This window comes from Lacibacter sp. MH-610, from assembly GCF_045780045.1.
Taxonomy (GTDB): domain Bacteria; phylum Bacteroidota; class Bacteroidia; order Chitinophagales; family Chitinophagaceae; genus Lacibacter.
In genome coordinates this window covers 170,102-195,181 of sequence record NZ_CP116002.1, presented here as the reverse complement: position 1 = coordinate 195,181, position 25,080 = coordinate 170,102, and the positions used below count along the sequence as shown (strand labels likewise).

Below are 25,080 nucleotides of genomic sequence, written 5' to 3'. Positions count from 1 at the left end.
ATTTATACAAAGTACTTTTTTAGTTTTAAAAAAGGCAGTTCAATTAATCGATAACTCAGTATACTTACAACAACTGAAACAAAAATAACCAGTGTGCCTGTAATAAAAAAAGCAGCCCAGTAGTTATGTACAACCGCTTGAATATGTCTGATGAAATAATCTTTAAAAAACATGTAAAGGATGTAGTGGTACACATACAAACCGTAGGAATATTTTCCAAGAAAGATGAACACCTTTTGATTCAGAAAATTTTTTAACGTTGCGTTTTTATGATCAACAGATAGCATATACACCAACAGACAAGCAAATGCAATATCTGCAGCCAGGTAAAAAGGTGCCAGCTTTAAAAAGAAAAAACTCCTAGCCAGCAGAATGCCTGCCGTAAAAAAAATTATTGAGGTAATAAAAAAACGGAAAGCATATTTTTCAAGTAACTCTTTGTTATTCCGGATAAGGATAGCTGTAACAGCACCTGTTAATAAAGCATCAATCCGTGATAGTGTTGCAACATATTCAAACGGAGAAACAAACCCTATTTCTTTTCCTATGTATAACCGGAATGCAAAACTCAACACCATGAGCATGAAACAAAAGCCTAACAGTTTTCTGGAAGAGAATATTCTTACAAACAGGGGCCAGAATAAATAAAACTGTTCTTCAACAGCGAGTGACCAAAAGTGAACCAATGTAAGATTTTCAGGAAAACCTGTTTTTGAAAACAACCAGTTTTGCGTGTAGGTCCAAAACCACAACTGGTTTGCAGTGTAATAGCCATAATCAGGCGGGAGCAATGATTTAAAAACAATTGGAACTATTACCAGGCATAAGAGTAATGCAAAATAATAGAGCGGAAATATGCGGAGGGTTCTTCTTACAATGAAATTCCGGTAATAATTATTTTTTCCTTTTGCATCCAGTAACAGACCGGTGATTAAAAATCCGGATAACACAAAGAACAGATCAACCCCCAGCCAGCCAAGCTTTGTAATATAAGTGGGGTAGCAATGAAAAAGAATAACCAGCAAAACGGCTACGCCACGAATACTGTCCAAAGCAGAAATATGTTGTTTGGGATTGTATTTTATACTAAGCATAATAATGAGTGGGGGAATAATTGCTGCATCATGTTTTTTAATAAAACCGCAGCAGATGTTTTACTTTTTTATGAAGATTTAAGGTTAAGGTTATCTTTTATTAAAATATAAAGTGGTGAATCTGCCACTAATCTAATATAAAAACAGTAAAATATTTATAAAACAGGGCTATCAATAAGGAGGTTTGTTAAATGCTTAAGTATAAAAAAGCCGCATCAACCGATGCGGCTTTCTCATTACTAATCTCATCTGTTTATTCTTTCACCTCCGTCGTAACCGCAGGTGCCGGTTTCGTCCATGGAGTAATATCCAGCTTACGTGGTGTTGGATAAATTTCATCCAATGTATTACCATCATACAATCTTCCGTTCTTCATTACATAGCGAATGGTATTGGTATTGCGGAGATTGGTAAGCGGGTTGGCATCCATAATCACCAGGTCTGCCAGTTTACCACCTTCAATACTGCCGAGCTCTTTATCCAGGCCCAATGCTTCTGCACCAAGGATGGTGGCTACTTTCAATGATTGATGCGGTGTTAAACCACCACTGCCCACACTCCAGAGTTCCCAATGATAACCGAGACCCTGCAGCTGACCGTGACTGCCGATACCGGCCAATCCACCATTGTTCACCACACTGCTTACACCTTGTGCATGCTTGCGGAACACATGATCTTCCGGCGCAAACCATCCACCCAATCCACCGGCACGGCGGCGTGCTTTAGCATTCAACTCTTCATAAGGAGTAAAGCGGTTCAGCTTAGGATCATGCAAGGGACTTTCAGTAGTGTAATAATAATTCTCTGCCCAGGGTCCGCCATAAGCTACGAGTAATGTAGGTGTATAAGCCATCTTACTCTGGCCTATTGTTTTTGTTACATCATTGTACAACGGGAAGATGGGAATAGAATGTTCATGACCGGGGTAACCATCAAATAACTGTGTCATGTTCAACTTATAATCCAAACCACCTTCTGTAGTAGGCATCAGCTTTTGTTCTTTGGCTGCCATGATCACCCATTGACGGTGTTGACGGTTACCCACCAAATACATTTTGATGTATTGTGTGTTGTAATACTTGCTGTATTGTTTCAACACATTTCTTGTTTGATCCAGGTCTTTCAGATTATACATCCAAAAACCAACACCGGGACCGGTACTGTACACACGTGGACCGGGCATCATGCCTGCTTCCACCATATCACCATAAGTAAGTACGTCAGTAGTTGCCGTTTGCGGATCCCTGGTGGTAGTTACACCATACGCAAGATTGGCAGCATAAATCCATACACTGTTTTTATGCAAACCCCAGAATGGCCACATGTGTGAGTGCGTATCAATAAATCCGGGTGTGATGGTTTTGCCGGTACAATCCACTTCTTTAGTGCCTGCCGGTGCGGTGACCGTTCCGGATTTACCTACCTGTTTAATGCGATTATTAACGATAAGGATATCACCACCTTCAATCACTTCATCGCCATTCATGGTAATGATGCGTGCATTCTTTAACAACACAGTACCATTGGGAATATCTTTTGCATAATACACTTTCACCTGGTTTTCTTCAGGTGTGTATTTTTCTTTCTTCTTGAGTTCAGCTTTGGCAATGCTGTCTTTTTTGGCTGCATCAGGATTAGCTTTGAAGAATGAAGCGATGCTGTCTGCTTTTTGTTTCGCTAAGGAATCAGCCAATTTCTTAGCATCAGGTCCGAGCTTTAACAACGCAGCAATACTATCTGCTTTTGTTTTAGCTTCTATTTTCTTTGCAGCTTTTACAGAGTCTTCTACAAACTTTGCACGCTCCACATCATACACCCAATGACCATTGCCCAAACTCCAATGCACTTTTTTGCCATCTGCTTCCCATGCGGGCCACTCGCCACCAATCTCTGTTAATTGTTTTGATGGGAATGAGCTGAAGGCAGGATTCCCAACGTTAATGTTAGGTACTTTACCTGCTTCAGGAATCGTAATCACGTATACATTGTTGTTTACCTGCGCCACTGCCTGGTTGCCTACCGGTGCCATTAAAATAGTACCTGCCGGTGTGGGCATATTCTGTGGTTCACGGTTGCTGGCACCTTGCGGTAACATGCAATAGTTTACAGCATCACTGGGTTTCAACATTGGTTTGCCCATAACGTATTTGATGGGGTTGGCATCAGGATTATCCTGTGTTTCAGGATTGCCGTGCTGATGATCATCATGTGCATCAGCCACAGAACCATAAGTAACAATACCGGTGATGCGTGCATGAATTTTTACATCTGAACCATCCCAGCGTACAGAAATCAAAGAACCATCACCACGATTTAAGAAGATGCGTGTGGTATCTTTTGTAAAATGTACGTTGCCGTACTGATTGGCGTTTTCAACGAGGTTTAATGCACCGCCTGCAGCATTCATCCACACCAGTTCACCTTCTGCACCACTGAAGAAGGGATCTTCTGCATCGGCAAATACACGTTTGGGTGCTTTGAAAAAAGCAATCCGGTTGTTATAACTCCATGCCGGTTGCATATACACGCCGCCTTCATTCGTGAGTTTGGTAATGGTTGGTTTGGCTCCTAAACCTGCTCTGTAAACAGCACCACCTTCTGTTTCATTCCAGGTTACAAACACCAACTGCTTACCATCCGGGCTCCAGGCAGGCATGGCCTCTGTAAAGTTGAAATTGGTAACACGGCGTGGAGTTCCTTTGGGATAATCCATTACATACAAACGGTTGAGTGATGTGAAAGCAAGTTGCTTGCCATCCGGACTTGGAACAGCATCACGAATTTGTGTGGCGAGCGCCGCACTGGTGTCTTTGATGGGATAGTTGAAATAAAGACGGGGTCCCATTTCCAGGGCAACATCTACTTCAAACGGAATTTCAGTGGCTTTGCTTCCATCTACCGGTAACTTCCAGATTTTACCACCATAGCTGGCAATTAAAAATTTACTGTCGGGTGTAAAACTCATACCGGGCAATACACCTTGCGGTGCAATACTTTCCTGTTCATCACGCTGCACCGGATAAGCCAGCCACTTTTCTTCACCCGATTTCATATTACGAAGAATCAAACCTGTTTTATCATTGTAACGGCTTCCATACACCATCCACATACCGTCTTTACTTAAGGTAGGTGTGAAGGCAGAGCCGTAACGGGATGTAATTGTATTCGTAATGCCTTTCTTACGGTCGTAGGTGCCGATTTGATATTGCGGCAACAAGGCATTGTAATTCCAGGAACCAATACGCTGACTGTAATACACGGTGTTGCCATCGGAGCTTACAAAAGGATCTGTGGTTTTGAATGGCGCTAATTGATCATTCAATGCAATACCGCCGCCACCATCTTTGTGGTAGAGATATAATTTGGGTAAGCGTCTTCCTTTGGAAGCGATGATGTAATTACCATCAGGTGTCCATACAGCACCCGGAAAATCATCCACACCATCCCTGGTTAATTGAATGGTATCCTGCTTTTCAAAATCCATATACCAGATATTATCGCTGCCGCTGCGATCACTGGTGAATAATATTTTCTTTCCATCCGGACTATAGCGTGGATGGGTTTCATAGCTCATGCCCTTGGTAACAGGCGTGGCTTTACCACCGCTGATGGGAATGGTGTAGATATCGCCCAGCAGATCAAAGGCAATGGTGTTGCCATCGGGGCTTACATCCACACTCATCCAGGTACCTTCTTTGGTGGAGAATTTCACCTGCCGTTCCGGTTTGAGTGGAAGATTGGCAAACTTGGTGTGCGGAACAGAATCTTTTTTGGTAGAGTCTGTTTTTGATTGGGCTGATGATGATAAGGCAAGAGATGCCATCAACAGCGGAAGCAGAAGTCTCATAAAAATAAAAGTTTGCGGTAAGGTAGAAATGATTTTGAAACGGGCACAATTAATTTTATGAGCGGAGAAAAAAAATTGAATGGTCGGGTGTTAGAATTCAAAACGGTGTTTTGTTGAACGGGGTGAGGTTTTTAATAAAGCTGGTGAAGATTGTTTTGCTTTGATTACAAGAGTTTGATCAATACTAATTCAACAGTAATTGACTAACTTCATGTTACAATAAAAATCTATGCCTGCTACCACATTTCATATCCGCATTAAAAAGAAATATGCTGCTGACATTATTAAAGACCTTGAAAAAATTGAAGCAGTAGAATTACTTGAGGAACCACCCATACCTGAGTGGCAGAAAAAGGAAGTTCGAAAACGATTAAAGGACTTACAGAAAAACCCCTCGAAAGCTATCAGCTGGAATGATGGTATAAAACGGATAAAGCAACTTGCTAAGTGAAAAAGTTCCGATTTATTTATTCGCCTCTTGCGTTGCAGGATATTGAAGAGGCAAAGGGCTATTATGAAAATCTTCAAAATGGCCTCGGTAAAAAATTTGTAAGTCAGTTACAATCTTCTCTGAATGCGATAAAGCGTAATCCTTATTTTTCTTCTGTACGATATGATGATATCCGGTGTGCTCAAATAAAACGGTTCCCTTACCTTATTCACTATCAAATCAATGAAAATGAATTTACTGTTACAATAGTTGCCGTTTATTCAACCCATAGAGAACCATTTGAATAAGGCCGAAGTTAATTTCCTCCTAAACCCTTCAATACCCTTCCACTTCGCACACCATTGTGTTTTCCTTCATCAATCACCAATTCACCATTCACCAATACAAAATGAAAACCACTTGAAAACTGATGCGGCTGTTCATAGGTGGCGTTGTCTTTCACTGTTGCTTCATCAAAGATGACGATATCCGCCGCCATTCCTTCTTTAAGCATGCCACGGTCTTTCAGTTGAAATTTTTGTGCGGCAAGTGATGTCATTCTCCTGATGGCTTCTTCCAGCGAAATAATTTTTTGCTCACGTACATATCGTGCCAGCACACGTGCATTGGTGCCATATGCACGGGGATGCGGCATTCCTTTGCCGGTAGTTACACCACCATCAGCACCAATCATGTTGTAAGGATATTTCATAAAGTATTGTACATCTTTTTCATTCATCATGTGATAGACCATTTGAGCACCGCCGGCCAGCATTAAATCCAGGATGGTTTCAGCTTCATTGCGTGTGGTAGCTTTACGTCCTTTCATGATGTTAATTTCAGAAATGCTTTTTCCATTAAGCGTTGTATCAGCAACATGATTGGCTACTACTGCATAACTGTAATTTTTGTACTTATAACGTTTCAGTTGTTCCAGCATGCCCTTAATGATTTGCTCATGCACAACAGGGTCATTAATCCGTTTCTTCATAGAGTCCTGCCCGCCTGCTAATGCCCAATCAGGCAAACGAATACCAAGATTGGTGCTTGCAGCCGTATAAGGATATTGGTCAATAGTTACATCATAACCTTCCAGTCTTGCTTTTTCAATTAATGCCAAAGCTTCGGGTGAGCGGCCCCAGTTAGAGGGGCTTGCTACTTTAATGTGAGAAATCTGAACAGGTATCATTGCGGCTTTGCCAATGGCTATAGCTTCAGTAATTGCTTCGATGGCTGTGTTTTCTTCATTACGAATGTGTGATGCATACACACCTTTGTACTTAGCTGTTTCTTTTGCAAGCCCAACAACTTCAGCTGTATTACTGAACATGCCGGGTAAATAAATTAATCCTGTTGAAAAACCTACTGCACCTTCTTTCATGGCTTTGGCAATGAGTGCTTCCATCTTCAATTGTTCATCAGGACTTGCTAAACGGTTGTCATTGCCCATAATTAATCTCCGCACGGTATTGTGCCCCACAAGCGATGCTACATTGATGGATGTTTTAATGCTGTCAAGTTTTAAAAAGAAATAGTTCAAATCATCAGCTGAGATGCCGCAATTACCCGTGATAACTGTTGTTACACCATCATATATGTAGTTGTGTGCTGAGGGATTTTCAAACACACCGTTTTCAATATGTGCATGCACATCAATAAAGCCGGGTGCTACAATCAATCCTTTGGCATCAATGATTTTTTTAGCAGAAGCGCTGATGTTTTTTTGAATGAGTACAATCTTGCCATCTTTCACAGCTACATCTGCATAGTACCAACTATTACCCGTACCATCAATGATTTTTCCGTTGCGGATAAGAACATCGTAAGTGGCTTGTGAGAATGTAATAAAGGGAAGCAATAAAAAGAATGAGATCAGTTTCATGGCAGTTGGTTGAGAAGCTAAATATAATTCAACTTTCTTCAACCCAGCTCCACCGCAGGGTCCCAAAACCGTTTTTCAAAATCAACAACCACATCATTCTTTACTGAAACACCGTCTTTCTTTAATAATTCTTCCATAGCAGTGGGTGTGCCAAAGTGTGCTTTACCGCTGAGCATACCATTACGGTTCACTACTCTTTGTGCAGGAACTTTTGGTTTTACATTATGTGCTCCGTTCATGGCCCAGCCTACCATGCGGGCACTGAGTTTGGTACCAAGATAATTGGCAATAGCACCGTAAGAAGTAACACGCCCCTTCGGAACCTGGCGTACTACATCATACACATCATCAAAAAAACTGTATTCTTTGGCTTTACCTGTTGTGCGTGGTTGCTCGGTTTTCTTTTTCGGCATGCTTTCGTTCTTTGAGCAGCAAGGTACGACGTGGCTCGGGAACATTTTCATAGTCATACGGGCAATGCCTGCACCCATGACCGCAACAATAACCTTTATCTAAATGGTATTTGGCAGTGAGCACCATGTTACCACTTTCTTCATAATAATAATCAACGCCTTCCTCAAACTTTTTCATTGCAGAACTAAGTACGCACTATTAACTGTGCTTTTTATCTTTTGTTGAGTGTTTTTATGAAAATTATTTTTCAGTTGATGGTTCTTCTGTTTCAAATACCCATTGCTTCAACAAAACATCCTTTTCTGCAGGCAGTGCCGCATTGCTTAATGAAAAACAGAGATAATGAATCCGGTTGCTGCCGGCAATATCCAAACCCTCGTAATGGGTTTTAATCTGCAACTCAGGCGAAAGCTTCTCCTGCCGGTATAAGTCATCATAATCAGCAATCAGTTCCAGTTCATACAATGCAATTACCTGTTTGGTGAAACGGTATAAAACAGGCGAGTCTGTTTTTAAATGAATCAAGCCATCTGCTTTCAGGAATTGCTGATAGAAGCGTAAGTACTTGGGATGTGTTAATCGTTTTTTATGTTTGGATTGCCGGAGCTGCGGATCAGGAAACGTAATCCATATTTCACTCACTTCGTCCTGATCAAAGTATTCATTGATGCGGTCAATCTGTGTACGGAGAAAGGCAATGTTATCTATGTTTTCCTTCAATGCAGTTCTGGCGCCCACCCACATACGGTTGCCTTTTACATCCACACCAATAAAATTACGTTGGGGGTGTAACCTGCCTAAGCCCACGGCATATTCCCCTTTACCGCAGGCAAGCTCTAAAGTGATGGGATGTTCATTGTGAAAGAAGGAACTCCATTTTCCCTTAATGTCTTTTGGATATTGCAGCACATTAGGAAAGGTTTCCATTTCAGCAAAGCGTATTAATTTCTTCTGACCCATAATAAGGGCGCAAAGATATTAACCTGCCACTTTACCCAATACAATCATTTGTTCTAATGTAGGAGTAGGGCTGCCGCCTTCTTTTTCAAGTGTAATGGCGAAGGCTTCAGACATTGCACAGGATTTCATCTTGTGTATGGCAATTGCCCCGTTAAGCGGAATCATACCTGCATCAGCAGGAGTGCCGTTCCTGATACACCAAAGCTGGTATTGATAACCTTTTGGTGCTTGTGGCAAACCGGCAGCATCAATATAAACTTCGGTATCAGACGTGTTCCAATAAACTTTTGCAAACACAGAAGCTTCATTTTTTACAGAGGCAAGATCAATGCTTTTTACTCCGGGTTGTTGTAAAAATCTTCCGGCTTCATTCCATTGCTGCAGTAATTGATTTTTACTATTTACCTGCTGTTGTAATTGAGCCGTGGTATTCTGTAAGGAGTTTACCCGGTTGTTGAAATAAATACTTCCGCCTACTAATAAAATTAATAATGAAACAGCTGCGATTCTCAGTAAGAAAGTGGCATTACCTGTTGTGCGTTCTGTTTTTTGATTCATGGGCACCACCGGAGCAATTTGTTGCGATGGCAGGTTCTGCAGTAGTTTTTCTTTTACACCTGCAGAAGGAGTTACTGCTGCTTCCATCGCTAATGCTTCCAATGTTTGTTCAATACGTTGTATTTCCTCTTTCACTTCCGGAAAGATTTGAGCAAGCGCTTCTACCTGCTCTGTTTCTTTTGCAGAAAGTTTACCGAGTACATATAACTCAAGGTCACCGGATGATATGATACAACTTAAATCCAAAACAATAACATGTTTAATAGTTCACTCAGTTTCTTCATAGCCAAACGTAAACGGGATTTTACAGTGCCCAGCGGCACGTCCAGTGTTTTACTGATTTCATCCTGCGTATAACCCATATAATAGGTGAGATATACAATACGCCGCTGTTCCGGCGGTAATTGCTCCAGGGTTTTACCCAGACCAATACCATCTACAGACATTGACTCTGTTCCGCCTGCCTCTTTCAAATGTACGTAATCCTCTACCGTATTGGTTTTTGACTGTTGCGTAAATCTTTTAGAACGATAATAATCAATGGCATGATTGCGGGCTATGTTGAGCATCCAGGTAAAGAAGGAACCCTTCTCTTCCTGGTATTGGTGAGCCTTTTGCCAGATTTTAACAAACACTTCCTGCAGCAGATCTTCAGCCGTTTCCTGCTGGGGAACAGTTTTCATAATCACACCCAGTAATGCAGCCGCATAGCGGTCATACAAAATACTCAAGGAAGGCTGGTGACCTTCTTTAAGTTTTAATACTAACTCATATAGCTGTACATCCTGCATAACGGCACGCAAAGATTGAAACAAAATGCATCTCAAAAAATTTTTTTTACTCCGGGTGATCCGGAACCCTTTTGTGTTTCGTAAATGCATTCAAACAAAATAAAAAACACATATGAAAAAGAAATTTTTAGCAGCAGCAATTTATTTATTGGCCTTTTTACCCGCCGCCTTGTTTGCACAGGAGTCAAACAGTGTTCCTTATGTTGGCGGGGCGCCTATGTACCCTATGAAAAACATTGTTGAAAATGCAGTTAACTCTTCTGCACACACTACGTTGGTAGCTGCGGTAAAAGCTGCGGGCCTTGTAGATGTGCTGGCAGGTGAAGGTCCGTTTACTGTATTTGCACCTGTAAACAGTGCCTTTGATAAGCTGCCTAAGGGTACGGTTGAAACACTTTTAAAGCCCGAATCAAAACAATTACTTACTACTATTCTTACTTACCATGTTGTAGCCGGCCGCTACCGTTATGATGATTTAAAAAAATTAACCCAGAATGATAAAGGAATGGGTTATCTCAAAACAGTAGCCGGTGCTTCTTTATGGGTGATTCGGAAAGGAGAAGTGATTATGATTAAAGATGAAAAAGGAACGATTGCCACTATCCTGCAGACAGATGTAATGCAGAAGAACGGAGTGATTCATGTAGTAGATGCGGTGTTGTTACCTAAAAATTAAAACCTCTAAAAATATCCTTTATGAAAATGAAAGCGTATTCTTTTTTAGCTGTTATCGGAGCGTTACTAACAATGGCCAGTTGTTCCAAGAAAGATGATATGAAAGCTGAAGTTGCAACTTCCTGGTCAGTAATGCTTAATGCAAAAAATGAAATCCCGGCCGTGGCTAACCGATCTGAATCCGGAACGGCTGTTATTAAACTCTATACGAATAATGAGTTGGAGTTTGATATTACTGTTCCCAATCTTGCCAGTAGTGATATGATCCAGGCAGCCCATCTTCATGCAGGTGATCCTGCATCCAATGGAGGTGTAATTGCCGATCTCAAAGGAATGATACAGCAAAACAAATCGATGGGAAAAATTTCCATCCGCAGTTCACTGGCTGATTCTTTGAAGAATGGAATGGCACAGGTGTATGTGAATGTGCATACTTCACAAGTGCCGTCAGGACTCGTACGTGGTCAATTGAACGATAATATTTCATGGGCAACAGATGTGGTTCTTTCTGGTACAAATGAAGTGCCTGCTGTTACAACACCTACAAGAGGCACCAGTTTTCTCCGGATAACTGCATCCGGTAAATTGTACAGCGGATTTAGTTTCCCTGTTGTTGAGTCAGGCGATATGTTAATGGCAGCACATATACATATTGGCGCCGCCGGTATCAATGGTCCGGTTTTATTAGGACTTGCAGGCAGCACTGCAGATTTTGCAGCAACAAAAGTATTTGAACTGTCTGCCGCTCTGCGCACTTCAATCCTAAATGATGCATTGTATGTAAATGTGCACAGTATGTTGTATGCATCGGGTGCGGTACGTGGTCAAATTCGTTAAGAGTGAGAACAAGATACCTTTGGAATCCACCGGTAAAAGCAAACCAATTGGTTTGCTTTTTTATTTGCATCTTGACGTAGAATAAAAAAGCCCTGCCGAAATCGGCAAGGCTGTACATAAATAAAAGCATGAGAAAGCTGTAGGGGGAGGAGTCGAACCTCCACGGGGCAGTTAGCTACAACACAAAGATTAGTGGTCAACCCTGGTCGGCCTTACCAAAAGTAACGTCGGCTCTATGTTGCGTTTGTCCTGTGATCCCCACCCCCGAGACGAGAGGGTATGTCTGCCAAAGATTTCATCACCCCACAATGTTAAAAGAACGTTGATTGCTGTAGAGGGAGGAGTCGAACCTCCACGGAGCAGTTAGCCAAAAAGCAAAGAATAAGTGGTCAACCCTGGTCGGCCTTACCTGAGTAATGTCGGCTCTACTTTTTGTTTATCCTGTGATCTCCACCCCCGAGACAAGAGGGCATGTCTGCCAAAGATTTCATCACTCCACAGTATGTTGTTCAAAGAACGATTACAGTGCAATGTTAAAACAAAAGGCCTATACATTGTATATAATTCAATAAAAATTTTAAAACTTTCGATTTTATTCAAAATATATTTACTTTGTGTAAAATAATTTTAAAATAAAGTGCTGTTATGGCTTCGAAATTGAATCTTGACAAATTAGATTTACAGCTTATCACAGAAATGATGCAGGATGCCCAGGTTTCTTATGCTGATTTGGGCAAAAAACTATTTGTGAGTGCCGGCACTATTCATGTGCGTATCAAAAAATTACAGGAACATGGTATTGTTAAAGGCACCAGGTTAAATGTGGATATGAAAAAACTGGGGTATGATGTAACCGCCTTTGTAGGTATCTACCTTGAAAAAAGTTCCATGTATGATGCAGTGGCAAAAGAGTTGCAGCGCATTCCGGAGATTGTAAGGTTAAACTATACCACCGGGAATTACAGTATGTTTATTGAAGTGGTATGCAGGGATATGAATCAACTGCGGTATGTATTGCACGATGCGCTTCAGAAAATAAAAGGGATAGAACGAACTGAAACCTTTATTTCGCTGGATGAAAGTTTCAGTCGTGCCGTAAATGTATTAAAGACGGCATCAGAAAGTTAAATGGAACCGCCTTCCACAAAACGGGAAGGTGCAAACTCTTCAATTGAATTAGTTGCTCCATCCAGGCATTCTTTCATTCGCTGGAAAGCCAGTTTACCAAGTTTGTAACCACTGGTTTCTACAAATGAAATTTCAGGATAGTACAGGTAAGGAATGCTTCCATCACTTAAAGCGATGACACCGGTTTCTTTAGGAATTGAAATTTGCAGACGCATCAGCGTTTTCATCGCACCCATTAATATTTCATCGCTCATGCAAAAAACAGCGTCCGGTTTTTTTTGTTGCTGAAAGTATTGATTGGCAATCTCCTCAGCATGTTTTGTAGAGTGTGCATGTTCAATGCTCAGGTGAATGTCTTTATGGATAGCGAAACTTTTTTGAAATGATTCCAGTCTGCGTTGTGTAATGGATAATTGACGGCTACCGAAAATGGCCAGTATGTTTTTCTTTTTTCTTTTCTGAAGTTCCTCCGCTGCAATGGTGGCCGCTTCTTTATCTGCCAGGCAAACTTTATTAAAAGAAGTATCATCAGGTACTTTATCAAAAAAAATCAAAGGAACATCAGCAGCTTTCAGTTTTTGAAAAGCAGGAAGATTGTCTGTTTCGGTAGAATAACAGGCAAACAAACCACTCACACGGTTTTGCCGGCACAGTTTAATATTTTCATTTTCAGCTAATGCATTGTCGTTATTCTGCAATATCAGTAATGAGTACCCGATTTTACGGCTCTCTTCTTCAATGGCCGCAATAAATGAATCGTAAAAGAGATTTGTAACGGAAGGAACCATTAATCCAAACAGCTTTGTTTTTTTGGTGCGGAGATTTACAGCGGTGGCATTTGGCTCATATTCCAGTGTTTCTGCCAGCTCAATCACTTTCTTTTTGGTAGAGGCCGAAATATCAGGGTGATTTTTAAGCGCCCTGGATACCGTAGAAATACTAATACCCAGCACTTGTGATATTTTTTTGAGGGTGGTATCTGACATATTGATTTGGTTTACAGCGGTTATTATAATTTTTCCACCGCAATTATTTTCGCAAACGATTGCAGCAAATTTACAGTTGTTTTCAGCAAAATCAATGCAATAAGTTTCAAAAACTTAAATTAAGTTCACAGAAATTTAACATGCTTGCCGGTGGTACCTGGATGAAGAAATTACACCCGATTCTTCAAAAAATGTGACTCCCTGCAGGTCTGTTTTTAATCACAATCACTTCTTAAAACTACTGATTATGACTTTGATGAAGTTTGCAAGAGGCATGCTTACATCCCTTGTAAGTTTTCTTGTATTTACTAATGCCTTTGCTCAATCCAAAACAGTTACAGGAAAGATTACTGACTCAAAAGGCGATGCAGTACCTTCTGCCACTGTTACCGTGAAGGGAACTAATAATTCCACTTCCACTGCTGCTGATGGTTCTTTTTCTATCAGCGTTCCTTCAGGCTCAAAAACATTAGTTGTTTCTTCTGTTGGTTTTGAAACCAAGGAAGTTGCTATTAGTGATAACATGAGCATTACGCTTGAAACCAAGAATGCTGCCCTTAACGAAGTTGTGGTAGTAGGTTATGGTTCCCGTAAAGTAAAAGACTTAACGGGCTCTGTAGCTAACATTACCCCAAAAGACTTTAACAAGGGTCAGATTGGTACACCTGATCAATTGATCCAGGGCCGTACTCCGGGTGTATTGGTGACACCTTCGACAGGTCAACCTGGTGCAGCACCTACTATTACTATTCGAGGTACAGCTTCCATTCGTGGTAATCAGCAGCCCTTGTATGTAATTGACGGGGTTCCGGTTTCAAATGTCGGAGGAACTGTTGGAAGTGCCAGTGGAGTTGAAGGGGGCACTACTCCTTTAAGTCCATTGGTTTTTTTGAACCCCAATGATATTGAAAGTATGGTGATCCTGAAGGATGCATCTGCTGCGGCTATCTATGGTTCTAGAGGTGCTAATGGTGTAATATTAATTACAACAAGAGGAGGTAAAGGCGGTAAAAAAGGGCAATTCAACTTCGGTGCAAATACAAGTATTTCTACTACCGCTAAAAGGTATGATTTATTAAGCCCGGATGAGTTTTTAGCGCAAGCAAAACGGGCAAATATTGATGGAGGTTCAGACCCGGCTACCGCTGCTGTTGCAGTTCAAGCGATTGATGGCGGTGCAAATACAGATTGGCAGGATGAAATTTTCAGAACAGCCATTTCTCAAAATTATAATTTGGGATGGGGCTTTAATACAAAACGTTCAACAGTTCGCCTTAGTGGTTCTTATGATGACCAGCAGGGTATTGTACGAAATAGTAGTTTAAAACGATTTACAACACGTGCAAATCTTTCACAGAAGTTTTTTGAAGATAAGTTGAAGTTTGATGTTGCCGCAACGTATTCTAATACTAAAAATGAATATCCACCTCTTAGTAATAATGCTGGTTTTCAAGGAAGTTTATTAGGGGCTGCTCTTCAATTTAATCCTACTTATCCGGTTAAAAATCCAGATGGTTCATTTTACCAGCCGGGTGATCAACGTAATCCAACTCAAATGTTAGCTTACTTTGAAGACAAAGATAATATCAATCGTTTTTTAACAAGTGTAGCTGGTACTTATCAAATTGTAAAGGGGCTTTCGTATAAAGCAGTATTCGGGTATGATAGAACCACTACTGAGCGCATAGCTTTTGCAGACCCACGCTTGGGTGCGAATGCCTATGGAGGAACAACAATTCTTGCTGTTCCATCAAACGGTCCTTCAGAAAATTTGAATAATCCAATTTTTGGTAATGGGCGTGCAACAAAACAAAATAACACATTTACTTCTATTTTATTTGAGCAATATTTAACGTGGGATAAAACGATTAAAGATCACTCAATTAATGCTGTCGCTGGTTATTCATATCAAAAGTTTGAAAATGATTATACTCAAAAAGTTGGTTGGGGGGTTAATATTCCTGTCGTTAGACCAAACGATGTTTTTGTAAAGAATTTTAATAATTTCAAGAATTACAGAGATCTTTTCCCAGGATTTTATCAAGAATTTTTGCAATCCTTCTTCGGTCGTGTTAACTATTCTTATGGCGATAAATATTTTGTAACTGCTACAGTACGTGTAGATGGTTCTTCAAAATTTGGTGCTAATAACCGGTATGGAACTTTCCCCGCTTTCGCTTTAAAATGGAAGCTTTCAAACGAAAAGTTTTTTGAGAAGAGTTTAGGTAAATATTTTGCTGATTTTAGTTTAAGGGCCAACTACGGTATTTTAGGTAGTCAAGATGGGCTTGATCCTTATGGAGCTATACGCTTAGGCTTCGCTTACCCTGCATTCGGTACTAATCAGGCAGGTACGCATTTGATTGTAGATGAAAACAAGGATTTAAGATGGGAACAAGCTGCTACTACAGGGGTTGGACTTGATTTTACAACAAATGACAACAGATTATCAGTTACTTTAGACTACTATTACACTGAGAGAAAAGATTTACTTTTCTTAGGATATACTCCCGGTGGATTTTCAGCCACTTCAAGACTTTACCAAAATTTGGATGGTTTTGTTGTTAATAAAGGATGGGAGTTCAGTGCCAATTATAAAATAGTAACAGGTAAGAAGTTTAACTGGGATGCGAGCTATAATATGACTACAGTTGAAAATCAGTATAAGAATCTCGACAGACCTATTATTACTGGTGAAGTTAGTGGTCAAGGTTTAACTGGTGCTTATGCTCAAACGATACAGGAAGGGCAATCACTCTTTACGTGGTCAATGCTAGAGTTTCTTGGTTTCGATGGTAATGGTTTTGCCCGTTACGCAAAAGGAGCATCAAATCAGATTGTTGGGTCTGCATTGCCTACATTCTTTGCTGGGTTAACGAATAATTTTTCTTTAGGCAACTGGAATTTGAGTGTATTTATAAATGCTGTAACTGGGTTTAAAGTTTATAACAATACTGCCAATGCTCTTTTCTTGAAAGGTAGTTTACGCAATGCTCGAAATGTTACAAGAGAGGTAGGTTTTGGCAATGAAAATCCATTTAACCCAGGAAGTGTGTCAACTCGTTTTCTTGAAAAAGGAGACTTTATTCGTCTTTCCAACGTTAATTTAAGCTACAACTTTAATCTTAAGAGTAAGGCTATTCGATCTCTTTCTGTATTTGCATCAGGACAAAATTTAGCATTACTAACAAAATATAGCGGAATTGATCCAGAGGTAAACGTTGACAAGCAGTTGAATGGTGTGCCTTCACGGGGATTTGATTATACACAGTACCCAAGGCCAAGAGTTATTACACTTGGAGTAAACCTTGCGTTCTAAAATTTGTTAATATCATAAAATGATTATAATGAAAACAGCGTTTAAAAAACTCACTTTTATTACTGCGATTACAACTTTTGCATTCGCATGTAAAATTGATCCAGAACTTGGAGGAAATAATGTAATATTCCCACCACGTACTGATGGTGCAGTGGCCGCTCCTTCAATAGGGGCAGTTTACTCACAGTTAAATAATCTTGTAGGTCAATATGGCTATCAGGCGCTTCAGGAGCATTCATCTGATGAATTGTTAGGCCCCACAAGAGGAACTGATTGGGATGACTTTGGTACATGGCGGAGGCTTCATTTGCATACTTGGGGTCCTGATCACAACCAGATAAATGATGTTTGGAGTCAGGTTAATGGTGCTCTTTTTCAAACCACTTTGGTTGCAGAATTGACGACTGGCCAAACACAGGCAGAAGGAAAATTTCTTCGTTCTTTCTTCCGTTTGCTTGCGGCTGATTTATATGGTCAAGTACAATCAAGGCCAGCTACTGCCCCTTCCTTGTCAATTCCTAATGTTTTACCACGTGCTGCTGCAATTGATACAACTATTGCTGAACTGGAATCTGCTGTAGCTGCCTTACCTGCATTTAACGGTAGCAATAAGCACCTCGCTACTAAAGAAGCAGCATGGGCTTTATTGGCAAAATGCTACTTAAATAGAGCTGTTTATAAGGCAAGCCCTACTGCTCCGGCAGGCCCTTATACTTTTGCTGCTGCAGATATGAATAAGGTAATTCAGTATTGTGATTTGATTGATGCGAATCCATTATTCGATATTGATGCAAACTACTGGGATAACTTTAAGTGGGATAATGGTTCACAATCATCAGAAAACATTTTCGTAAGAAGAAACAGTGATGGTATTAACGTGGTATGGGCTACTTGTATGGGTGGTCACTACAACCAAACACCAAGTGGCTGGAACGGGTTTACTACACTGTCTAATTTCTATGATAGTTTCGATGATGCCGATATCAGAAAAGGAACCAACCTTGCAGGTTATACAACTCAAACAGGTATGAGAGCCGGTTTCCAGATCGGACAGGTGAGAGGTCCTCAGGGTCAGCGTATCGGTAACCCGATTGTAGATCTGAAAGACAGAAGTGGTAACCCACTCATCTTTACAAGAAATGTAAGTCCTTTCTTTAATAGTGAAGTTACCGGTATCCGTACTAATAAATTCCCGCTTGATCCATCTACTATCAATGATGGTGGTTGGGGAAGTACGAATGATTTTCCTTTCTTCCGTTTTGCCGATGTTCGCTTAATGAAAGCTGAAGCAATCTTAAGAGGCGGTACAGCTACATTGGGTGAAACAGCTCTTTCTATTGTTGATGGAATCAGAGCTGTGAGAGGTGTTGCATCAATCGGTACATTGGATCTTCCAAAATTACTGGCAGAGCGTGGTCGTGAATTGTACCTGGAAGGATGGAGAAGAAATGATCTGATCCGTTTTGGTGCATTTAACAGTCCTACTCAGGGTCGTACCAGTGCATCAGAAGGTTATAAGGTGGTTTATCCCATCCCAACAATTGCACTTTCTTCCAATCCAAACTTGAAACAAAACTTCGGGTATTAGTTTTTATCATAATCAATAGGGGAGAGGTCACCAATCTTAGTGGCCTCTTTTTTTACAATACTTTCATCTTTTATTGCAATTGCTCAACTGTTTTTCTCCCTCAATTCATTTAACTTGAGCCGATGTTTTTTTTACAGCCAATAACGGTAACAACAAACTCTTCCTCAACAAAGGCAATTTTCAATTTGAAGATATTACAGCAACAGCAGGCTTAAATAATCAAGGCCGCTGGAGTACAGGAATTGTGTTTGTTGATGTGAACGCAGATGGCTGGCTGGATATTTATGTATGCAATGCAGGTAATATGTTGAAACCTGAGTTGCGAAAAAACCAACTCTACATCAATAATAAGAATCTCACTTTCACAGAGCAGGCTGCTGCTTATGGTTTAGATAATGACGGTTACACCACGCATGCTTCCTTTTTTGATTATGACCTTGATGGCGACCTGGATTGTTTTATGGTGAATAACAGCCCCATGCCAGTAAACACATTTAACTATGCCAACATGCGTGACCTTCCGGCTGATCAATGGGAAGTAAAAGATTTTTTAAAAGGCGGTGGGGATCATTTTTATAAAAATGAAAACGGAAAGTTTCTGGAACTAACCAAGCAGGTGGGTTTGCACGGCAGCTTAATCAGTTTAGGATTAGGAGTTACGGTGGGTGATGTAAACGGCGATCACTTTCCGGATGTATATGTGAGTAACGATTTTTTTGAACGGGATTATCTCTACATCAACCAACAGAACGGAACGTTTAAAGATGAGTTTGAACAATGGATTCAGCACAGCAGTCTTTCTTCCATGGGAGCTGATATGAACGACATCAACAATGATGGCTATCCCGACATCTTTACAACTGATATGTTGCCTGATGATGACTATCGGTTAAAAGCCAACTCCTCTTTCGACAGTTATGAAGTATTTCAGCAGAAAATCAATCTCGGTTTTTATTACCAGTTTACTCAAAATGCACTGCAGGTAAACAACCGCAACGGAAAGTTTATGGAAACTGCTTTCCTTAGTGGTGTAGCCGCCAGCGACTGGAGTTGGGGCGCTTTGCTGTTTGATGCAGACAATGACGGTCTCACAGATATTTATGTAAGCAATGGTATTTATCATGATGTAACCGACCAGGACTTTATTGATTTTTTTGCCGATGAAGTAATGCAGCAAATGGTGCTGCGGGGTAAAAAAGAAGAAGTCAATAATATCATCAAACGAATGCCCTCCAATCCCATCCTCAACAATATGTTTCATAACAAAGGCAATCTTCGTTTTGAAAGCAATGCAACAGAGTGGGGTTTGGACAAACCTTCTTTTTCTAATGGAGCCGTATATGCAGATCTTGATAAAGACGGAGATCTGGACCTGCTGGTGAACAATGTCAATCAACCGGCATTTGTATATCGTAACACCAGCCGGGAGAAAAATCAAAATAATTACATCGCTGTTCAACTAAAAGGAAAAACGCCCAACAACTTTGCTATTGGCAGCAGTATTAAACTGTACCAGGGTAATCAAATCATTTCAAGAGAAGTAATTCCGGCAAGAGGGTTTCAATCAAGTGTGGATTATGTACAAACCATCGGCTTGGGTAAAGGAACTGTTGATTCAATGATCATCACCTGGCCAGACAGAACGGTAACGGTTGTACAACAACCCGCCATCAACAAACAACACTTAATCGATCAGGCAAACACAATTTCATTTATACCTGCATCAAGTGAGCAAACAGCAACTTTATTTGTGAAAAAGGATTCAGCTTTTGCTGCACATCGTGAAGATGTGTTTGTAGATTTTTTTACGGAACGAAATATCCCGTTCATGCTTTCCAAACAAGGTCCAAAAGCTGCTGTTGCCGATGTTAACGGCGATGGACTGGATGATCTTTTTATAGGGGGTGCCAAACAACAGGCTTCACAACTGTACCTGCAAACTGCTAACGGGTTTGTACAAAAAACCATTCCTGATTTTAATACATATACGTTCAACGATATTACTGCTGCTGTTTTTTTTGATTGTGATAAAGATGGCGACCTGGATTTGTTTGCAGGCGGTGGTGGTAATTTTACAAATCGTGAATCAGGTGCATTTCAAAACTTTCTTTACATCAATGATGGAAAGGGAATGTTTACATTAAACCGTGGCGCCATTCCACCTACGGGTACAAATTGCGGAACGGTAACCGTATTGGATTATAACGCAGACGGGTTGCCGGATCTTTTTATCGGAAGCCGCAGCGTTCCGCAATCATACGGAGAAACACCTTCTCACTTTCTGATGAAGAATAAAGGAGATGGAATGTTTGAAGATGTAACTACTGCTGTTGCTCCTGCTTTCAATCAACTGGGAATGGTAACAGCATCTGCACTGGCTGATATGAATGGTGATGGTAAGGCTGAATTAATTATAACCGGCGACTGGATGTACACGCATATCTTCACCGTTACCCCTGTCAAAATTGAAGAAATGAAAACCACCGGTCTTGAAAATTATTATGGCTGGTGGCAAACAATGAAAGTGGCTGATGTAGATAAAGATGGTGATATGGATGTACTATTGGGTAATATTGGTGATAATTTTTACCTGCAACCATCCACAACTGCTCCGGTGCATTTGTATGTAAATGATTTTGATGCAAACGGAGTAAAAGAAAAAGTACTTTCAAGAACCATTCAGAAGAAAGAGGTACCTGTGTTTATGCGCCGTGAAATGGCAGACCAAATACCCTCACTCAAAAAGCAAAATCTCAAGCACCAGGAGTATGCTAAGAAAACCATTCAGCAACTTTTTGAAAATACGTTGAGTCAATCCCAACATTTAACAGTCAACTATTCTTCCTCCTGCATTGCCTACAACAATGGTAAGGGAAGTTTTACAATCAATGCATTACCGATGGCTGTTCAGTTTTCCAGTGTGAATGCAATGGAAGTGAGTGATATTAATAATGACGGGTTCCCTGATTTGTTACTGGCCGGAAATTTTTATGATCTGCTACCCCAGCTATGCAGGCTGGATGCAAGCTTCGGGCATGTACTCATCAACAATCAAAAAGGTGGGTTTGATGTTGTGCCCATGGCTGGATCGGGCATCAATGTTCCCGGGCAAACCAGGGATATTGTTTCTTTCAACTTCAAAGGTCAACGAAACTTTTTATTCCTGGTGAACAATCAAGCACCGGTTTGGTATCAATTACAAACATCAAATAGTAAGAAGTAATGCGAAAAGGGTGGAATGAATGTTTTGTGTGGCTGATCTGCTGTTTTGTTATTTGCAGTTGCAGACAGCAGCCTGCTTCTTTATTTGAGGTGCTTGACAGTAAGCGAACGGGAATTGATTTCAGCAATCAATTAAAACCAACCCCGGCGTTTAATCTTTTTTCCTATATGTATTATTACAACGGTGCCGGTGTAGGCGCCGGTGATTTTAATCAAGATGGATGGATTGATTTGTTCTTTGCTGCCAATCAATCTGCCAATAAATTATATCTCAACAAGGGAAATTTACAATTTGACGATGTAACAACAGCAGCCGCTATTCCCAACGATGGAGCATGGAGCACCGGTGTTTCTGTTATTGACATTAACAATGATGGCTTGCTTGATATCTATATCTGTCGTGTCGGTAATTACAAAATACTCACCGGAAAAAATCAACTGCTGGTTTGTAAAGGCATCAGCAAAGAAGGTATTCCGTTTTACAAAGATGAAGCGGCTGAATACGGATTGGATTTTTCCGGCTTCAGTACACAAGCTGCCTTTTTTGATTACGACCTGGATGGTGACCTCGATATGTTTTTACTGAATCACTCTGTAAATCATGATGGCAACTATGCCCCGAGAAATAATTTCATTAACACCTATGATTCATTAGCCGGGCAAAAATTTTATCGTAATGATCAGGTAATAAAAGAAGGTACAACCCAAACAAGGTTTACAGACATTACAAAAGAAGTCGGTATTAATGGCAGTAAGATTGGTTATGGATTGGGCGTAGTAGTGAGCGATATCAATATGGATGGCTGGCCTGATTTTTATGTAGGTAATGATTTTCATGAGAACGATTATCTCTACATCAATCAGAAAAATGGAACGTTTAAAGATGAAAGTACAGCGCAACTGATGCACACCAGCCAGTTCAGTATGGGTGTGGATGCAGCGGATATTACCAATGATGGCTTTCCGGAAATTATTTCCATGGACATGCTGCCTTATGATCCTTACATGATTCGTCGTTCATTGGCAGAAGATGATTATATCTACTTTAATGAAAAAAGAAAATACGGTTACCACTTTCAATATGCACGCAATAACCTGCAATGGAACAGAGGCAACAACCGATTTACTGAAGTAGGGCAATATGCCGGTGTGTATGCTACTGACTGGAGCTGGGCTTCTTTATGGATGGATTTTGATAACGATGGATTGAAAGATCTATTTGTAAGCAATGGTATTCCTAAGCGGATGAATGATATTGACTATGTAAATTTTGTAACGAATGATGAACTGCAGCAAAAACTCCGCAACAATACATTGCAGGAAGAAGATATGAAACTTGTAGAAAAGTTTCCGGAGATTAAAATTCCCAATCAATTCTTTCGCAACAAAGGAAATTTATCTTTTTCCAACCTTACTGACAGTATTAGCGGCAACCCTCCTACCTTTTCCAACGGAACAGGTTATGCTGACTTGGATAATGATGGTGACCTGGACCTGGTAGTAAATAACATCAATGATGCTGCTATAATTTATCAGAATAAAAGTAACGATACAAAACAGAAGCCTTTTGCAACGGTTGCATTAAAAGGTGATGCAGTCAATATCAATGCCATCGGAGCACGGATGTTGCTGTTCACAAAGGGTGGACTTCGTGCCTATGAGCACAACCCTGTACATGGATTCCTCAGCAGTATGCAGGTGCCCATGCATATCGGTTTCCATCAAACAACAGTTGATTCAGTTTTGCTCATCTGGCCTGATAACAGCTATGAAAAAGTACAACTTCAACAAAATACCCTCAATAAGTTTACATACAGGAAAGGTTTGCCTTTGTTTGATTATTCCATCATTCATCAATGGAATCAAAATCATCTTTCTGTAACAGATCAAACAACTGCAACGGCATTCAACTATATACATATTGAAAATCAGTTTAACGAGTTTGACCGGGAGCTTTTGATACCACACATGGTTTCAACGGAAAGTCCTGCTTTAGCAATAGCTGACATTAATCACGATGGTTTGGAAGATATGTTTATTGGTGCATCAAAAGGTTATCATCCGGCTGTAATGCTGCAGACTACAAGGGGAACGTTCCGTGAGCTGCCGCAGCCCGGCATGTTACAGGATAGTATGTGGGAGCATACTGATGCTGTTTGGGCTGATGTAAACAAGGATTCGCATCTTGATTTAATTATTGCAACAGGTGGCAATGAATACTATGGTGAAGATGAACATTTGCTGCCGCTATTGTACCTGAACGATGGCAAAGGAAATCTTACACGTAAAGCAAATGCATTTTCAGGTATTCATGTTACGCAGTCAGTAATATTGGCAAACGACTGGAACAGTGACGGTGCAGTTGATCTCTTCATTGGAGGAAGAGCTGTTCCATGGAATTATGGTGCTGTACCCGGTTCTTATTTATTGCAAAACGACGGAACCGGTGTGTTTACGGATGTAACTAAAAAGCTTGTACCCGATTTACAGTTTGCAGGAATGGTTACCGATGCAAAGCTGGTTGACATGAATAAAGATGGCAACCAGGATTTACTCCTGAGTTATGAATGGGGAGGGATTGATGTATTTGTTCAGGAGTCAAAGCAATTCAACCGTCAACACATCACCACTGATAAAGGATGGTGGAGCAGTATATTATCTTTTGATGCAGATGGTGATGGTGATCTGGATGTGCTGGCAACCAATCTTGGTCTTAATACCAAATTGAAAACATCAGCGGCACAACCCGTAAAATTGTATCACAATGATTTCGATGGAAACGGCAGACAGGAACAGTTACTTACCTATTACCTCAGCGGTAAAGAAATTCCCTTTGCTACCAAGATGGATTTAGAGAAACAAGTGCCTTCACTCAAAAAGAAATTTTTATATGCAGAAGATTTTGCAAAAGCATCACTCAACGATTTGTTTGGTGCAGATAAGCTGAAACAATCACAGGTGCTCACGGTAACAGAATTTGCTCATTGTCTTTTCATCAACAATAAAGGAACATTTGAAAAGAAGTCCTTACCATGGCCGCTGCAATTAAATAATTACAGGACTTCCTGCATTACAGATGCCAATGGGGATGCATTACCTGATATTTTGTTATTGGGGAATTACTACGACAATCATGTACAGATTGGCCGCCAGGATGGTGATTTTGGTACCCTGCTCATCAACAAAGGAAGCGGTAATTTTGAAACCAGTTCCTTCACCGGTTTTATAGATCTGAAACAGGTGCGGAAAATCAAACCCATTCAAATCAACAATCAACCTGCGTATATACTTGCAAGAAACAATGCATCCTCTGTTTCTATCTCTTTCGTCAAATAATAACGTGTGCTGT

General features: G+C 40.5%; 18 protein-coding genes and 1 pseudogene. 10 read left to right on the top strand and 9 right to left on the bottom strand.

Features of this window, described 5'->3' with window-relative positions; all coding sequences use genetic code 11:
* Positions 1-2: 2 nt before the first annotated feature.
* Together PDL71_RS00890 and PDL71_RS00885 are read right to left on the bottom strand one after the other, a co-directional pair.
* Positions 3-1,094, bottom strand: a complete 1,092-nt coding sequence (locus PDL71_RS00890) for an acyltransferase family protein (protein WP_407524200.1) — start codon at positions 1,092-1,094, stop codon at positions 3-5.
* A gap of 253 nt (positions 1,095-1,347) precedes the next feature.
* Entirely contained in the window at positions 1,348-4,941 is a 3,594-nt protein-coding gene (locus PDL71_RS00885) for an amidohydrolase family protein (protein ID WP_407524198.1), read from the bottom strand.
* Between the two features lie 229 nt (positions 4,942-5,170).
* Between PDL71_RS00885 and PDL71_RS00880 the strand changes: the two genes are divergently transcribed.
* Together PDL71_RS00880 and PDL71_RS00875 are read left to right on the top strand one after the other, a co-directional pair.
* Entirely contained in the window at positions 5,171-5,392 is a 222-nt protein-coding gene (locus tag PDL71_RS00880) for an addiction module protein (protein WP_407524196.1), read from the top strand.
* Positions 5,389-5,679 (top strand): type II toxin-antitoxin system RelE/ParE family toxin, encoded by a 291-nt coding sequence (locus PDL71_RS00875; protein ID WP_407524194.1) that lies wholly within the window; start codon positions 5,389-5,391, stop codon positions 5,677-5,679. The genes PDL71_RS00880 and PDL71_RS00875 overlap by 4 nt, the downstream gene beginning before the upstream one ends.
* Before the next feature lie 8 nt (positions 5,680-5,687).
* Here PDL71_RS00875 and PDL71_RS00870 read toward each other — a convergent pair whose 3' ends face one another.
* The 6 genes from PDL71_RS00870 to PDL71_RS00845 all read right to left on the bottom strand — a co-directional run bounded on the left by PDL71_RS00870 (position 5,688) and on the right by PDL71_RS00845 (position 10,012).
* Positions 5,688-7,253, bottom strand: coding sequence for an amidohydrolase family protein (locus tag PDL71_RS00870; protein ID WP_407524192.1), 1,566 nt, complete (start codon positions 7,251-7,253; stop codon positions 5,688-5,690).
* A gap of 38 nt (positions 7,254-7,291) precedes the next feature.
* Positions 7,292-7,666: an MGMT family protein gene (locus PDL71_RS00865; RefSeq protein ID WP_407524190.1), complete on the bottom strand. Its 375-nt coding sequence runs from the start codon at positions 7,664-7,666 to the stop codon at positions 7,292-7,294.
* Complete coding sequence (locus tag PDL71_RS00860; protein WP_407524188.1) at positions 7,626-7,844, bottom strand: DUF5522 domain-containing protein; 219 nt, start codon at positions 7,842-7,844, stop codon at positions 7,626-7,628. The genes PDL71_RS00865 and PDL71_RS00860 overlap by 41 nt, the downstream gene beginning before the upstream one ends.
* Positions 7,845-7,907: 63 nt before the next feature.
* Complete coding sequence (gene trmB / locus PDL71_RS00855; RefSeq protein WP_407524186.1) at positions 7,908-8,627, bottom strand: tRNA (guanosine(46)-N7)-methyltransferase TrmB; 720 nt, start codon at positions 8,625-8,627, stop codon at positions 7,908-7,910.
* 18 nt (positions 8,628-8,645) lie between these two features.
* Positions 8,646-9,431 carry an anti-sigma factor domain-containing protein gene (locus tag PDL71_RS00850; protein ID WP_407524184.1) on the bottom strand — a complete coding sequence of 262 codons (786 nt, stop codon included), beginning with the start codon at positions 9,429-9,431 and terminating at the stop codon, positions 8,646-8,648.
* Entirely contained in the window at positions 9,422-10,012 is a 591-nt protein-coding gene (locus tag PDL71_RS00845; RefSeq protein ID WP_407524182.1) for an RNA polymerase sigma factor, read from the bottom strand. Before PDL71_RS00845 ends, PDL71_RS00850 begins: the two co-directional genes overlap by 10 nt.
* Before the next feature lie 76 nt (positions 10,013-10,088).
* On the opposite strand from PDL71_RS00845, the gene PDL71_RS00840 reads away from it, so the two are divergent.
* The 3 genes from PDL71_RS00840 to PDL71_RS00830 all read left to right on the top strand — a co-directional run bounded on the left by PDL71_RS00840 (position 10,089) and on the right by PDL71_RS00830 (position 12,616).
* Complete coding sequence (locus PDL71_RS00840) at positions 10,089-10,652, top strand: fasciclin domain-containing protein (RefSeq protein ID WP_407524180.1); 564 nt, start codon at positions 10,089-10,091, stop codon at positions 10,650-10,652.
* A gap of 20 nt (positions 10,653-10,672) precedes the next feature.
* The gene (locus PDL71_RS00835) at positions 10,673-11,488 is read left to right on the top strand and encodes a CHRD domain-containing protein (RefSeq protein ID WP_407524178.1); all 816 of its coding nucleotides are present in this window, start codon (positions 10,673-10,675) and stop codon (positions 11,486-11,488) included.
* A 645-nt stretch (positions 11,489-12,133) separates the two neighbouring features.
* Positions 12,134-12,616, top strand: coding sequence for an Lrp/AsnC ligand binding domain-containing protein (locus tag PDL71_RS00830; RefSeq protein WP_407524176.1), 483 nt, complete (start codon positions 12,134-12,136; stop codon positions 12,614-12,616).
* On the opposite strand, the gene PDL71_RS00825 is transcribed toward PDL71_RS00830, so the two are convergent.
* Entirely contained in the window at positions 12,613-13,602 is a 990-nt protein-coding gene (locus PDL71_RS00825) for a LacI family DNA-binding transcriptional regulator (protein WP_407524174.1), read from the bottom strand. The genes PDL71_RS00830 and PDL71_RS00825 overlap by 4 nt on opposite strands.
* 247 nt (positions 13,603-13,849) lie before the next feature.
* Between PDL71_RS00825 and PDL71_RS00820 the strand changes: the two genes are divergently transcribed.
* The 5 genes and pseudogenes from PDL71_RS00820 (at position 13,850) to PDL71_RS00800 (ending at position 25,067) form a co-directional block, all read left to right on the top strand.
* Positions 13,850-16,921: a SusC/RagA family TonB-linked outer membrane protein gene (locus PDL71_RS00820; protein WP_407524172.1), complete on the top strand. Its 3,072-nt coding sequence runs from the start codon at positions 13,850-13,852 to the stop codon at positions 16,919-16,921.
* 28 nt (positions 16,922-16,949) lie between these two features.
* Entirely contained in the window at positions 16,950-18,509 is a 1,560-nt protein-coding gene (locus PDL71_RS00815; RefSeq protein WP_407524170.1) for a RagB/SusD family nutrient uptake outer membrane protein, read from the top strand.
* A 181-nt stretch (positions 18,510-18,690) separates the two neighbouring features.
* A pseudogene (locus PDL71_RS00810) lies at positions 18,691-18,738 on the top strand (hypothetical protein); the annotation flags it as partial.
* Positions 18,739-18,765: 27 nt separating this feature from the next.
* Positions 18,766-21,732: a VCBS repeat-containing protein gene (locus PDL71_RS00805; RefSeq protein WP_407524168.1), complete on the top strand. Its 2,967-nt coding sequence runs from the start codon at positions 18,766-18,768 to the stop codon at positions 21,730-21,732.
* Positions 21,732-25,067 (top strand): VCBS repeat-containing protein, encoded by a 3,336-nt coding sequence (locus PDL71_RS00800; protein WP_407524167.1) that lies wholly within the window; start codon positions 21,732-21,734, stop codon positions 25,065-25,067. The genes PDL71_RS00805 and PDL71_RS00800 overlap by 1 nt, the downstream gene beginning before the upstream one ends.
* Positions 25,068-25,080: the final 13 nt, after the last annotated feature.

Coding starts and splice junctions, on each gene's coding strand:
- PDL71_RS00890 (WP_407524200.1), bottom strand. CDS start 1,094: ATGCTTAGTATAAAATACAATCCCAAACAACATATTTCTGCTTTGGAC.
- PDL71_RS00885 (WP_407524198.1), bottom strand. CDS start 4,941: ATGAGACTTCTGCTTCCGCTGTTGATGGCATCTCTTGCCTTATCATCA.
- PDL71_RS00880 (WP_407524196.1), top strand. CDS start 5,171: ATGCCTGCTACCACATTTCATATCCGCATTAAAAAGAAATATGCTGCT.
- PDL71_RS00870 (WP_407524192.1), bottom strand. CDS start 7,253: ATGAAACTGATCTCATTCTTTTTATTGCTTCCCTTTATTACATTCTCA.
- PDL71_RS00865 (WP_407524190.1), bottom strand. CDS start 7,666: ATGCCGAAAAAGAAAACCGAGCAACCACGCACAACAGGTAAAGCCAAA.
- PDL71_RS00860 (WP_407524188.1), bottom strand. CDS start 7,844: ATGAAAAAGTTTGAGGAAGGCGTTGATTATTATTATGAAGAAAGTGGT.
- trmB (WP_407524186.1), bottom strand. CDS start 8,627: ATGGGTCAGAAGAAATTAATACGCTTTGCTGAAATGGAAACCTTTCCT.
- PDL71_RS00840 (WP_407524180.1), top strand. CDS start 10,089: ATGAAAAAGAAATTTTTAGCAGCAGCAATTTATTTATTGGCCTTTTTA.
- PDL71_RS00835 (WP_407524178.1), top strand. CDS start 10,673: ATGAAAATGAAAGCGTATTCTTTTTTAGCTGTTATCGGAGCGTTACTA.
- PDL71_RS00830 (WP_407524176.1), top strand. CDS start 12,134: ATGGCTTCGAAATTGAATCTTGACAAATTAGATTTACAGCTTATCACA.
- PDL71_RS00825 (WP_407524174.1), bottom strand. CDS start 13,602: ATGTCAGATACCACCCTCAAAAAAATATCACAAGTGCTGGGTATTAGT.
- PDL71_RS00820 (WP_407524172.1), top strand. CDS start 13,850: ATGACTTTGATGAAGTTTGCAAGAGGCATGCTTACATCCCTTGTAAGT.
- PDL71_RS00815 (WP_407524170.1), top strand. CDS start 16,950: ATGAAAACAGCGTTTAAAAAACTCACTTTTATTACTGCGATTACAACT.
- PDL71_RS00800 (WP_407524167.1), top strand. CDS start 21,732: ATGCGAAAAGGGTGGAATGAATGTTTTGTGTGGCTGATCTGCTGTTTT.